The following is a 12,840-nucleotide window of genomic DNA, read 5'->3' on the forward strand; positions in this document are numbered from 1 at the left end:
ACGCCCGGCCAGCCTCAAAATACAGCCTATCCAATGGGGCGGAGACGGCGCTTACGAATCGCGCGGCGCATCCCGGTATCAGAAGCCTCGACCTCGCCCCAATAACGGATCTCGCCGGTTCGACCGGACTCGGCAACGGCGATAGCATTGTGACGCTTCGCAACATCGATTCCGACAAAATCTTCTCTATAATCAGACACGGCTCGTCCTCCTGTTATGAGGATCGGCCCGGCCTGTCCGAGCAACCCTCGGAAGAACAGCTTAGGGCGAGCCACCTCACTCCCGAAGAAGGACATACGGTCTCACCCTGAACCCGGCGGGAAGCCGCTTTTTCGACGGCAGTCGCCCGGCACTGGAGTTGGCGGACGATCGTCAGACCGCGCTCGCCATGTCTGTCGAGCGTCGTCAGGCCTTCTTGCCGCGCACCAGGGAAGCGCCGATCGGCCTGGACATGCGATTGCTCAAGACGCCAGTGAGCGGGCGGTTCATCGATTTTCGAGAAAAATTCCATCACTCTGTCCAGGGAGGAGCGCCGGAGATTGGGAGTTTCCGTACCCGAGGGCCGCGGATGGAGTGATTTATCATCCGCCGGAGCGGCCCTCTGCCATTTGCCTTGCCGTACTCAGAGGCGACATCCTCGGCCGAACGGCTTAGACAGTCCATTACCGCTACGTTTGGAATGGTACCCGAATATCCCTTCTTTATGCCTTTGATGATGCAGGCACCAAACCTGCGAAAGAACCCTTGATTGTTGCCGCCTAAAGCTTATCGTCCTCGACTTGAGCGTTCTCTGCTTCTCGTGGAAGACGGTAAATCCGCTCGTGCGTTACTGCCGGCTAGCAAAGGCTGCGGGACGGCGGTGAGGGTGTCGAGGGGCGGCGGCCGTTCCCCTTCACTCAATGGTGCCGCCGGCGCCTGGATGGTTTCCACGACGCCGCCCCCGGAATCGTAGCCGCTGTGATGATCATCGTGCATGCGCTGCGCTGTTGGGGACATGCTGATGGCGGTGCCGGAAGCACCGGAGACATGTGATATCTCGGCAGCGGGCAGAGCGGCTTCTCTGTCGCTGCACAGGAAAGCGTAGAGTTCCTTCACGCAAATGCGGGCGTCCTTCTTGTCTTTTTGAAAGGGCGGGACGAGGGGCAACCTGATATCGGCCTTTTGGTAGAACGGACTGCGCTCTTCGTACAGCTGGTCAACCTTCTGCTCGATGTCGGCGCCTTGCAGCAGCGGCCGGCTGGTGTCCTTCTTGAGGCGCCTGCGGAGCTCTTTCAGCTCGGTGTCGAGCCAGATCGACCTCGCCTTATTAAGGATCAGGGCTTGATTGGACTCCTTGGCAAAGCAGCCGCCGCCGGTTGCGATGACGATGGGCCCCCTCTCCAACTGCTTGGCGAGCTCTTTGCTCTCCAGGTCCCTGAAGTGCGCCTCGCCGCGGCCAGGGTCGGCGAACATCTCCATCAGATTGCCGTGCTCGGCGACGATACGCTTATCGATGTCGACAAACTCCACCCCCAACTCCTTGGCAAGCTGCGCGCCGATGGTCGACTTGCCGCTCGCCGGCATGCCGACGAGCACGACCGGCCGCGTACCGAGGGCCGCGCGGATCTCGCCGGCTTGCGGCGAGCGAGCGACCGCAATCTGTTGTCTTGCGACGGTGAGGGACCTGGAGCTCCCTGCCGCCCTCGAACCGCTTTCTCCTGACGAGCCCCAGTGTAATATCTCCCAGGCACCATGGGGAATGGGGACCAGCTCGCATTCGCTCTGCGCGCGCTGCGCGCGCTCGGCCCGGTAACTGGCCGGCGTATGGAACTCGACCTCGAAGCGATAGTTCTGCGCGGTTCTGAACGCCGTGTGAACGCCGCGTAACCGCGGCGTGTCCATCCTGGTGAACCAGTTGGTGGTCTCGACCTCGCTGCAGTCCCGCTCCTCGAAGGCCAGTACCGCCTTCCTGAAGGCGCGCGTAAAAGCCTCGTCCGGGATCTCGAAGACATGGCGCACGGCATTGGTGACCAGTTGGGCCTCCGGCGCCGCGCTCACGCTCTGGCCGGTCAACTCGTCGGCTATCCAGACCTGCCCGCGCGACCGTTGGTCAAGATGCGGCACCTTCACCTCGATGCCGTCCTGCCGCAAAAGCTCGGCAACCGCGTGCACAGTTTCGGTAATCGCGCTTTCTTGCGCATCGGCGGGGGCGGCTTCGACCCTGGCGCGCTCCAGGGCCTGTTCGCTGCTCAGCGTTATCCTGCTGGCGGGGTCGTCGTCGGCCGAGATTGGTAGGCCACTGGGCAGGATGCGCTTTTCGACGGCGAGTCTGATCGAGGCCTCCATGACCGAAGCCGCCAGCGTGGGGTTGTCCTTTAGATCCGCCAGGCTGCCATCGACGTCGAACCGGCCCTGGTGGAGCTTTGCCGCCTGCGCCTTGACATAGGGCGCCGGCTTGAAGCCCGGCCTCTGCTCCAAGAGCCGCTGCAATTCGGTGGTTTTTTGCATGAACATCCGCGCACCGGTATCGGACTTGTAGGCGTCCGTGCCGACCTTGATGCCGACGCTCAACAGATTGATGGCGCTTTCATGCAGATCGTCCGGGTTGTAGCCGTCGGGCCGCGGATCAATGCGCGGCTGGTAGTGATTGAGCAGGAAGTCGATGCGCTTCCTGGCGTCAGCGATTGCCGGATAGGATTGGCTGAGTTTCGGGAAGAGCGCGCCGGCGTCGGCGCTGACGGCAGGCTTCGCGCCGGTTGAGGCCACGGATCGCGCTAACTGCTGCTTGACGTCCGACTGCTCATGAGCCGGCTCGCTATTGAGCTGCAGGTTCCAGTCCTGGAGCTCGGCCACTAGCAACGCGGCCAGTTCGCGGGCCACGGGATGCCTGGCGGCCTTGCTGTCTTCCCCCGCCCTGGCGATGAGCTCATGGAGGGTCTGGCCATCCGGCCGATCTTCCTGCAACAATGCGCGGATGTCGGCCTTGAGCTCATGATGAATGCCCTCGTAGGTGCCGAAGATGGCACGCTCGGCAAACCAGCGTTGCGCCTCCAGCGGCTGCGCCAGCAGGTTGCGCTGCAGGCAGCTGTAGGTCTCCAGCACCAGCCCGGTGGCCGACAGGATCTGCTTGGACCGGCTGAACTGGTAGCCGCCTTTCTCAATGGCCGGCGTGTGCGACTTCGGCGGCTTCATCGAGGCGATGCCGCGCGCCTGCAGCTGCGCGTCGAACTGGCGCACATGCTCGTAAAGGCGAGGCCGGTCGCCGATGATGACGACGGTGTCGCCGTCAAAATCGCCGTCGAGCTTTTTTTGTTCGGCGCTCGGAACCGCAACCAAAGAGCCGGGCGCGAACACCTCCGTCGCCTGCAGGATGCCGACGCACTCGAGCGCGGTGTCGGCCTTGACCCGGTCCTTTTCCTCCAGCCAGCGCGAATGGCACTTTACGTCCTCGGCAGACATCACCACCCCGCGCTCGGCGAAGTCCGCCGGCCACATTTCGTCGGGCACAACGATCAAGATGCCTTTGGCAAAGAAGGTCGGATCGTCGGCGGCAAGCCCAGCCGCCGACCTGTGCGCGACGTTGAAGCTGTATTGGAAGGCCACGCACCGATCCAGGAACGCCGCGGTCCGATCGCCATCGCGCGCCGACCTGACCCGGTCGGCGGCGAACGGGCGCAGGTTGGGCTTGTCATAGGGGGAGCGTCCGACAAGCACGCCAGCGTCACGGGTCAAGGTCTTGCTCTTGCCCGTCGGCACATGCAGGCATTCGTCGCTGGACGGCACGGCGATAGCGCTCGAACCCTCGATATGCCCGCCCGTGACCGTGCGGAACAGCTCCTCGGCGGTGAGGCTTTGATGGGTTTCGAGCCAAGCCAGAGCCTTCTCGCGGGTCTCCTGTGCCACCTCGACGCTGCGCGGATAATGTTGCAGCGCCGAGGGCGGTACCGCCGATTGCCTTTTATCGGCATAAGCAGGCATCCGCTCGGGAGCGTCGTGGCGAGCTCGGGCAATGGCCGGCATGCGCTCGGCCAGTGAGGCCCTGATGAAGCCGCAGCCGTCATGCGGCCGCAAGGCGATCTCGCCGTCTCGCCCCTCGAACCGGAAGGGATGCACTGCGCCTGCGGGGCGGTCGGGCAGAAGGGACAGCTTGAAGCACCCTTCCAGCGCATAATCATGCGGGCCAACGTCGGGGATGCCCGGCGGCGCGGCAAATCCGCGGCGCTGGGTATAGTAATAGGCTTCCTTGAACGGCGCCCAGGCCCGCGACAGCTGCTCAAAGGCCGTACCCGGAGCCGTCTCGGCATAGGGGATCGCCAAAAGCTTGCCGCTTGGGGCCTCTTCGGCCGCGAAGGGCAGTTGAGAGGCAAGCTGGTTCAGGCTCTTTTGCGGCGGCTTCAGTTTGCTGCCGCCGAACAGGTCCATGCGGTAGGGCACGCCCTCCACGGTGAACGTGCGTGTCAGCATGGCGCCAGTCGGAGTTCCCTTTAGCTGCACCGCCACCGCCTTCACCGCGCCCGACGTCAAGCGGTGGAAAATGGAATAGCGTAACACGGCTTCGCTGGCCAGCGGCCGCCCTTGCATGTCGACCACCGGCAGCCGCATCAGTCCGGCATCGCCTTGCGGCGGTCTCGGCTCGTGGTCCATGGCCTGGAGGACCCGATGGACATCGAAGCTGGCGGCTGCATGCTGGGCCTGGATCATCGATGCGTTCTGCGCCATGAAGGTGTCGAGCGCTTCGAGCGGCTCCTTCGCCTCGATCTCGGCGATCACGCTCCAGCTCATGTAGGAAAGGTCGGCGTAGATGAGGGCGCGAGCACTGTCCAGGATCTGCCTGGTCTTGCCGTGCAGCTCTTCCTGCCTGGCCTGCAAGGCGAGCTCGTCGCCGTCGACATAGGGCCGCCGGTAGAGCGTCTCCAGCACCGCCCGGGTCTTGAGCACCTGATAGATCGAAAGCGCCGGGCAGCGGCTTGCATTGGCGCCGCTGGTGTGCTCGGCGTGGCCTGGTTTGAGATGGGCATCGATCTTGTGTTCCACCACCGGCTGGATGGCGTTGAGCAGGTTCAGCGCCGACCTGCGGTGCCAGCGCAACACCGGCTTCGGGCTGCGAGCTAGTGGCAGAAGGGAGGCGCAAAGATTGCCCATCGTCTCGAGGTTGTTGTCGAGCTTAAACCCGGGAGCGGCACGTAACACCTCGAGCCTGTCCAGCCCCGGCTGTGCCAGCGCACCGAGATCGTCCAACAACTGCGCCTTGCCCAACGCCTTGAATATACTCGCGATGGCATGGACATCGGCCTGCTGCAGCCGATCCTCGGCATATTGGAGGTAGTGCGCCAGCTGATGCAGCCGATCCTTCAGCAAGGCGGGTTCGGTAACCTCGCCGGCGGTCTCTCCCCCCTCGATACCCCGCGACAAACCGTTGGCGATCCTGACTAGCGCAGGCGTGCTGAAAGTGCTGAAGCGACGGCCCTTGGAACCGAGCTCGCCGGCGATGGCAACGATCGCCTTGCGTGCTTTTTCTTCTTCCGGCCACTTGCCGAAACCGTTCACCAGATTGGCCAATTCTTGATCCGAGAATCCGTCGAGATTGCCGTCGCGGGCAACCACCGCGCCGGCGATGGCAAGCGTCGCTTCACGCGTCTTCTGCTGGTCCGGCCATCTGCTGAAGCCGTTCACCAAATCGGCCAACTCTGAATCCGAGAATCCGTCGAGATTGCCGTCGCGGGCAACCACCGCGTCGGCGATGGCAAGCGTCGCTTCGCGCGTCTTCTGCTGGTCCGACATTGCGTCGGAGGTGCGGTGCGGGCCTCCTTCGCTATCAGGACGCCCTGCTTGTCCGACCAACTCTCCGGTGCTGCCCATATTCCCTCTCCGATGCCAAAACGGCGTCGGCAAATCTCGCACCCAGGTTGGGTCCGGCGTCGCCGGGTCGACAAATTGTGTTGAGGGCCCCGGTCGATCCGCCGCAACCGCCACTTGCCCGCCGCTCAGACGTATTTGAAGTTGCTGCCGATTGGCGACGAGGTTGTCGAGGGCAAGCGCGGCGGGCGACCGGCCTCGCGCTAATCCTTGAACCAGCGCCCGCGTGCCATCCACGACAAAGACACCGCAATCATAGCCGTTCCTCTGCTGCCTCATGGGGCCATCCCGCAAATCGGCTCCTACCCGCGTTGCGAGCATTGCTGCAGGGCTGGCGTTGCGGCGCACGGATGAGTCGTAATGATAGGCAACCGGCCTGTCGCGATCGCGGCGATCTACCAGCAGCAACGACCAATGGGAGCCGCGGCGATTGAGGTCCGTAGCGCTCGCATCATTCACCGGCAAGAACAGGAAGTCGGCCGTATCGTTGCCATTCCGATCGTTGACAATGCGATGGAATGCGCGCAGGGCGGCGTCCTCTGTGCCCTGGCCCACCTGAAAGGCCATGAGCGGATCGACCAATCGGGTCTGGGCGGCGAGGTTAGGATTGCTTTGCCGCAACTCCTGCAACACGAGCTCGTAGTCCCGCTGGATATGCTCGTCACCGAGCCACTCCCTTGGACCAAGCGATAATCCGCTGCGGCCTTGGACCGACGCATCAAGCTGCTCCAGCGGCCAGGTTGATCCCATCCCGATAGGTTGATCCGACTGCGAACGGCCGCGCGGACCGGCATTTTCCTGCTCGCCTGCCTCGTCAGAAGACAAATCCAACGCGGCATCCGCCTTAACGGCTTCCTTGAACCGTTTCAAACTAACGTCGTTTCTGCCGTTGGTTTCCTTGATAAATTGCCGGAGATCTGTTTGCACAGAATTTCTCAGCTTCCCATCGCTGTTGTTGATCCGGCTCGCTATGCTCCCCTTATTATTTTCTTGGAGCCAATGACTAAACTTCCGTTGCTGGCTGGCCGTGCTCCAGGCAACTGCCCTCTTGGAAGTCTCGTTCTTTCTGAGCTTGCTCAGCCTTTCATTGACTATGCCATCGATGATGCGAGCGTCGTCGGGATAAGGATGAGGCCCCGATACGAAGGCTTTGGGGTGGTCGCAGAGATGAGACAGCGTCGTCTGGAGAGTTTGAACGTTCCCACCCCTTGCCCCGTAGGCCTCTATATCAGCGTCTAGTGACCTTGGATTAATAAAAACCCGCGAAGCCATCGGATGCCTGCCATCCGTTCGGAGAAAACGAGCAACCCCCCTAAGAGATGCCTGCCACCCTCTGACGGTACTGTCGGGCGTTAGGTACCTTCGGGATGTGTCCACGAACCGCTTAATGCAGTCCACGTCCTCGGGATGCATTGCCTCGGCCTCGCGCTCGGCGAAATCCATGCGGAGCTCTGTATGGACCACATCCTCCGAATAGGCCACATCCGACATCGAGCCTCCGGACCACTTTTTGTCACGAGGCTTCGTCCCAAAAGCTTTGCCGAGCCCTGATTTGACACGAGAAAACAATCCGCGGCTCTTGCCATCCTTCGCCCGGGCTGCAGGCTGCACTTCCGATCGCGCTGTGAAGCGCATGCTGCTGAATGGCTTGTCACTCGAGTCAGACCGCGAGACCGTCGCAGCCGAGTCAATGTGAGCGCGAGGAAAATCGACGCTGTGCCGCGAACCGCTGAGCCAGTCACCCCGCATCGAACCGCCGACGTCACTGCGGCGGACCCTCTCAGGCTCCGCCGAACTGCTATCAGCCGAACTACCCCCCTCTTCAGACTCACTGAGCTGCAAGCCACTCAGCTGCTCTTCGCTCTGGTGCTCAGCAGGCTCGGCCTGCGATGCCTGCGATGCCTGCGATGCCTGCTGCATGTACCATCTATTCCAAGACTCGGGGTCCGGTAAAAAGCCGCTGCCATGAATATTCACACTACTCTCCCTCGATCAGACAGACATTCATTCTCTAGCCTCGGCAGCCAATGCTGAGCCACTCCCTTGCCTCGAATAAAAGGCGGCCGCCCCTCCTGGGGCCGCGACATGCATGGCTGAGAGCGGACTCCTGAGAGATCGGCAGCATTCACCGCTACACTGAAAGTTCACTACAGAAAAATAGGCATTCATTACGAGGGCGTATCTCACGCCTATGATGGCAGCCGGATTGTCAGCCTCCACCTTTCATCGCCTGAGGGACGGCGGGCCCCCTTAGCGATGGCTCGACGCACGTCCTGGCCGGCAGCGTGGCGCGCGCGTACCAAGTCGCGAAGCGCCTCATGAAGGACGTCTGGAACCCAGACATAGGTAAGTTCACCGGCCCGGTGCAGACGAGCCAGCGCGATGGCGTCGCGCCGGTCGTTTTTGATGCGCATGCCTGGCTTGCGAGGAGTTAGCGAAGGCGCGCAAACTCTGCAACTCATCCCCATCGATGCAAGCTGACGCTGGACGTTGTAGCCACATGATCCCGCTTCGTAGACGAATGCGATGAGACCGTGCCTACGGGCAAGACTTCTAGCAAGTCTGCTTATCGCAGTTGGCTCGTTCTCGATTGTGCCGACGTGGCGGACCTCACCTGCTCGACCGGCGTCCGCCACCGCAACAGAAATCGTCTCCTTGTGCACGTCGAGACCAATGTAGGCACGAACCTCTTCCATAGCGTCTTCTCCTCTCTACCAGAAAAACTGACTGCCCACAGAATGTGGCGTGATGGGTAGGAAAGGCCATGTCATCTGGCCGGCAACGGAGGGTGGTGCGATCGCGCTGACCGCCGGTCAGATGTCCTATCTGCTGGAAGGGATCGATTGGCGAAACCCGCAGCAGACCTGGCGTCCGACCAGCGCGCGGGGTGAGCTGTTCGCGGACAAATATTGCGGGATAAGGCCTTTGAAACGCGAGGCAAATCAGCGCTTCTGTGATTAACTTCGGACATGGAAAACAGCCCTGATTTGCTTCCCGACGATGCTGCTGCCCTGCGGGCAGAGCTCATCGCGGCACGCGCCAAGGGCGCCCAGATCGAGGCTGAACTTGCCGTTGCCAAGGCCAAGGCGTCGGAGGATCTTGCCGTCATTGCCCGGCAGAAGCTGCGCATCGAAAAGCTCGAGCGGCAGCTTCATGGCCCGAAGGCAGAGCGTCGCGCCCGGCTGATCGATCAGATGGAGTTCCAACTGGCAGAGTTGGAGATGGCGGCGACCGAGGACGAACTCGCAGCCGAAATGGCGGCCGCGGCCACCGTCAATGTCGCCGGCTTTACCCGCAGCCAGCCGGTGAAGAAGCCTTTCCCCGATCATCTTCCGCGCGAACGCGTCGTCGTGCCCGGTCCCGTGAGCTGCCAGTGCTGTGGCGGTGACCGTCTGCGCAAGCTGGGTGAGGACATCACCGAAACCCTCGAGGTCATTCCGCGCCAATGGAAGGTGATCCAGACGGTGCGCGAGAAGTACACCTGCCGCGATTGCGAGAAGATCAGCCAGGCTCCGGCCCCTTTCCATGCCATCCCGCGCGGATGGGCCGGCCCCAATCTTCTGGCGATGATCCTGTTCGACAAGTTCGGCCAGCATCTGCCGCTCAATCGTCAGGTCGAGCGCTTCGAACGCGAAGGCATTTCCCTCAGCCTGTCGACGGTGGCCGATAGCATCGGCGCTTGCGGTGCCGTACTCGATCCGATCATCAAACGGATCGAAACCCATACGTTTGCGGCAGAGCGATTGCACGGCGACGACACGACGGTCCCGGTTCTGGCGGCAGGAAAGACCGATATCGCCCGAAGTTGGGTTTATGTCCCCGATTATGCGCACCCGATGATTATGCGCAGCTCACCAGAACAGGACCCGATAACCATCGGCTTTCCAGACCATTTCGAACAGGCGAACTGCGCATAATTCTTAAAGGCTCAACAGGAACTGCATAAGCTGGTCCGGCGGCCGATATCGGCCTTGACTGGCCGTCATGGGCAACAGTCGGTTGAGCGTGCGCTCCTTCATGGCGAGATCAGCCTGAAGGTACATGTGCGTCGTGGCGGGGCTCTCATGACCCAGCCAGAGGGCGATGACGCTGATGTCGATGCCGGACTGCAGGAGATGCATCGCCGTGGTATGGCGGCTATATCATATCGATCAAGACATAGTGCACAGCGTTTTTAGCGTGGCGACGCGTGTATTCACGTTGACGCGCGCGCCGAGGCCGATGGCGACGGTGCGCTAAAAACGTGTTGGACAAACGAACTAAACACTGATTTCGTCGCTTGGGCAGCTACCAAATCAGGTAGTCTAATACCGATCCTCATTGATCAGTACCCATGGGCCCATATGATCTTCCAGGGTCGGTCCTGCAGTGTTCGCCATGCGTGACAGCAGTGGTCGACTATGTCCTCGTAGGATTTGAAGACGCGGTTTGAGAGCCAGTTTTCGCGCATGAACTCTGATGTTCATTGTAAAGTAAATTTCGCAACCTTCGGCATTCTCCTGTTATGGGGCCTGTTGTTTCGAGCGGCTGCGCAGGGCTGGAGACAGAGCTTTAAAAACGACGGTTGAGCAGACTCTGATGCGCGGGTTGAATACCGCATTTCCGTGTGTTCGTCCTGGGCTGCCTCGGTCTGCCAGCGGGCGTCGATTTAGAAGTTATCGGCCACACAATTCATACGAGGGTTCCCCACCGAAGCTCTGTCTCCGGCACTACGCAGCTGCAGGTTGTTGTCAGATTGCAGTTTTCAATTTGACGCCACCGTTTTCGCGACGCCGCTCGTTGCCCTCATTGCTGGCCGGCCGGTTGAACTTCTCGGTCCTATTGCCCAAAGGAATGCGGCCATTTCGCGTGCAATCGCGGTCGTGACCAACGTCTGACGCTTTCCTGCAGCCACCAGCCGCCGATAGCGTATGCAAAGGCGAAGCTGTGCTTTCCAGGCAATGTCGCGCACCGCCTTTGACAGGCCCTCCTGGCGAACCTGTAGCGGCCGGCTGACGCGGGGCGGATAGCGATAAGTCCAGGCTCCTTCGATCAAAACCCAACGAGCTCTCGCGTTACCAGCCTTGGTAATACTACCTCTTCGGACGGTGTCGCCCGTAGACCGCTCGCTCGGGACTAACCCAAGATAGCCCATCAGTTGTCGCGGCGTTTCAAAGCGGCGGATATCGCCTATTTCCGCAACAAACGTGACGGCAGTGATGAAGGCGACACCACGCAGCGCCTGGTAAGCAGCGATGACGGGCGCCATAGACCAGGACGGTATCGCTTGGGCAATATGTTGATCCAGGCGCTTGAGCCGTGTTTCCGCCTCTTCGATAGCCTGCCGGTACTCGTGCAAGACAAGGTACTGGGTTTGATGCGGAAAGATGAGATTGGCAAGCCAGCGCGCATGCACCTTGGTCCAGGGTCTCAACCCGGGATAAATGCGACCGTGGCGTAGAAGAAGCGCCTGAAGATGCTGCCGCTTCTCGCGCAAATCCTCCATGGCGGCCTCGCGCGCCCGAACGAGATCGCGAACAGCTTCATGGCCCGCGTCCGGAACCCAGATTGCCGTGAGTTCGCCAGCACGATGAAGGCGGGCCAGCGTCAAATCATCACGACGGTTGGTCTTGACGCGCTCACCAGCCTTTTGGGGAATGAGAGAGGGGGGCAATAACGGCGCACTCGTGCCCAAGGTCTGTGATCTGGCGGTGTAGCCCATATCCTGTTGGACCGGCCTCGTAACAAAACGAGAGCCTGGCATATTTCCGGCTCAACTTCTCTATCAAGCGTCGCACCGAATCCGGGCTGCTGTCGATGTAGCCAAGAAATCGCACGTCACCAAGTCGTCCCTCTTCAGCCAAGCCACAGAGATTTTAAGCTTCGACGTATCGAGACCAACAAATACACGCGTGCTTGCTTGCATGCCTTTGCTCCTATTCGCGATCGAAAGGGGCGCACAGTCGCAAACCCCAACCAGTCAAGCTTTCACGCGAGCGTCGATCGGTGCAAATGAACATACGGTCTGCCAAATGTTCTCGACGGGATTGAGTTCGGGCGACTTCGGCGGCAGGGGCAGAATGGTAATGTTCTCGGGAACCATCAGATTGTTGGACATATGCCACCCTGCCTGGTCCATGATCAGGATGGCGTGCGCGCCGTCGGCGACGTTTCGCGCTATCTCGACCAGATGCTGGTTCATGGCATGAGTGTCACACCAAGGCATCACCAGGGCTGCGGCCTTGCCTTGGCGGGGACAGATCGCCGAAGATGTAGGCCGAGCGGGTTCTCTGGTCGTGCGGCGCGGATGGCCTCGATCCACGCTTGGCCCAGCGACGTGTGATCTTGTTCTTCTGGCCGATGCGCGCCTCGTCCTGAACCAAACTTCGATCATTTTGCCCTTGGCGGGGCCAACGGCGATTTCCGCCACTGCGGCGGGGAAGTTTTTTTAAATGCCTCGGCTGCCTCGGCCGAGCCGAGAGTTTGCGGTAGCCCATCGCGCGCACTTCGCGGCCCAAGGTCTGCTCGCTCACCGAGACACGGAATTCCTCCCAAAGCCATCGGGCCAGATCGCACAGACGCCAGCGCACGAGGCCATCGAGATAGGGTGTGGGGCCGCGCTCGATGGCTTGCGCCAAGGCCGCACGTTGATCATCGTTCAACAGCGACGGCTTGCCTGGAGCCTTGCCGTTGATCAAACCGTCGGGACCGCGCGCGTTGAACCGCACCACCCAGTCACGCACGATCTGCACAGTGACGCTGCCGAGCCGAGCAGCATCCGCACGAGAGCCGCCATCATAAATCGACGCAAGCGCCAGCAAACGCCGCGCTTGGTTGGCATCTTTTCTCTGTCGGGCCAGCAGTCGCAGCCTGTTCCCATCAGAGTCCGATCGCAACGAAATCGCTGAACCCATCGCAAACCTCCTGTTTGCGCCATCGATTCAGATGGGGTCGTCTAATCGCACGACGTTTTGCAAGCGTTTTTTTCAAAACTGTCCAACCGGAACTGAGGCCAGCGCCGGTGAG

At 61.1% G+C, this 12,840-nt stretch carries 5 protein-coding genes and 5 pseudogenes; 3 read left to right on the forward strand and 7 right to left on the reverse strand.

All coding sequences use genetic code 11. From position 1 onward, the window contains the following. On the forward strand, window positions 1–311 hold a 311-nt coding region (locus ILFOPFJJ_RS36340), incomplete at its 5' end, for a hypothetical protein (protein ID WP_210267667.1). Between the two features lie 454 nt (window positions 312–765). Here the strand turns inward: ILFOPFJJ_RS36340 and ILFOPFJJ_RS30995 are convergent. Beyond that, window positions 766–7,326 (reverse strand): shikimate kinase, encoded by a 6,561-nt coding sequence (locus tag ILFOPFJJ_RS30995; protein ID WP_246299932.1) that lies wholly within the window; start codon window positions 7,324–7,326, stop codon window positions 766–768. Window positions 7,327–8,093: 767 nt separating this feature from the next. Beyond that, window positions 8,094–8,531, reverse strand: a pseudogene (locus tag ILFOPFJJ_RS31005) (IS110 family transposase); the annotation flags it as partial. Window positions 8,532–8,583: 52 nt separating this feature from the next. On the opposite strand from ILFOPFJJ_RS31005, the gene ILFOPFJJ_RS31010 reads away from it, so the two are divergent. Then, window positions 8,584–8,796 (forward strand): hypothetical protein, encoded by a 213-nt coding sequence (locus ILFOPFJJ_RS31010; protein WP_173514324.1) that lies wholly within the window; start codon window positions 8,584–8,586, stop codon window positions 8,794–8,796. Window positions 8,797–8,804: 8 nt separating this feature from the next. Beyond that, window positions 8,805–9,659: pseudogene (gene tnpC / locus ILFOPFJJ_RS31015) on the forward strand (IS66 family transposase); the annotation flags it as partial. Between the two features lie 96 nt (window positions 9,660–9,755). Here tnpC and ILFOPFJJ_RS31020 read toward each other — a convergent pair. From ILFOPFJJ_RS31020 to ILFOPFJJ_RS31035, 5 genes and pseudogenes are all read right to left on the reverse strand, one after another. Further along, window positions 9,756–9,959, reverse strand: a pseudogene (locus ILFOPFJJ_RS31020) (integrase); the annotation flags it as partial. A gap of 200 nt (window positions 9,960–10,159) precedes the next feature. Beyond that, window positions 10,160–10,291, reverse strand: a pseudogene (locus ILFOPFJJ_RS35590) (IS630 family transposase); the annotation flags it as partial. A gap of 329 nt (window positions 10,292–10,620) precedes the next feature. After that, window positions 10,621–11,740, reverse strand: a pseudogene (locus tag ILFOPFJJ_RS31025) (IS110 family RNA-guided transposase). A gap of 54 nt (window positions 11,741–11,794) precedes the next feature. Beyond that, window positions 11,795–12,040: a transposase gene (locus ILFOPFJJ_RS31030; RefSeq protein ID WP_246299933.1), complete on the reverse strand. Its 246-nt coding sequence runs from the start codon at window positions 12,038–12,040 to the stop codon at window positions 11,795–11,797. Beyond that, a complete protein-coding gene (locus tag ILFOPFJJ_RS31035) occupies window positions 12,027–12,728 on the reverse strand; it encodes an IS630 family transposase (protein WP_173514327.1) in 702 nt (233 codons plus the stop codon). The genes ILFOPFJJ_RS31030 and ILFOPFJJ_RS31035 overlap by 14 nt, the downstream gene beginning before the upstream one ends. Window positions 12,729–12,840: the final 112 nt, after the last annotated feature.

Origin of the sequence: Sinorhizobium psoraleae, from assembly GCF_013283645.1 — a bacterium.
GTDB lineage: Bacteria > Pseudomonadota > Alphaproteobacteria > Rhizobiales > Rhizobiaceae > Sinorhizobium > Sinorhizobium psoraleae.

What these genes read in the sequence shown, in the direction of transcription:
- ILFOPFJJ_RS30995 (WP_246299932.1), bottom strand. Translation starts at nt 7,326, where the DNA reads ATGTCGGATGTGGCCTATTCGGAGGATGTGGTCCATACAGAGCTCCGC.
- ILFOPFJJ_RS31010 (WP_173514324.1), top strand. Translation starts at nt 8,584, where the DNA reads ATGGGTAGGAAAGGCCATGTCATCTGGCCGGCAACGGAGGGTGGTGCG.
- ILFOPFJJ_RS31030 (WP_246299933.1), bottom strand. Translation starts at nt 12,040, where the DNA reads ATGCCTTGGTGTGACACTCATGCCATGAACCAGCATCTGGTCGAGATA.
- ILFOPFJJ_RS31035 (WP_173514327.1), bottom strand. Translation starts at nt 12,728, where the DNA reads ATGGGTTCAGCGATTTCGTTGCGATCGGACTCTGATGGGAACAGGCTG.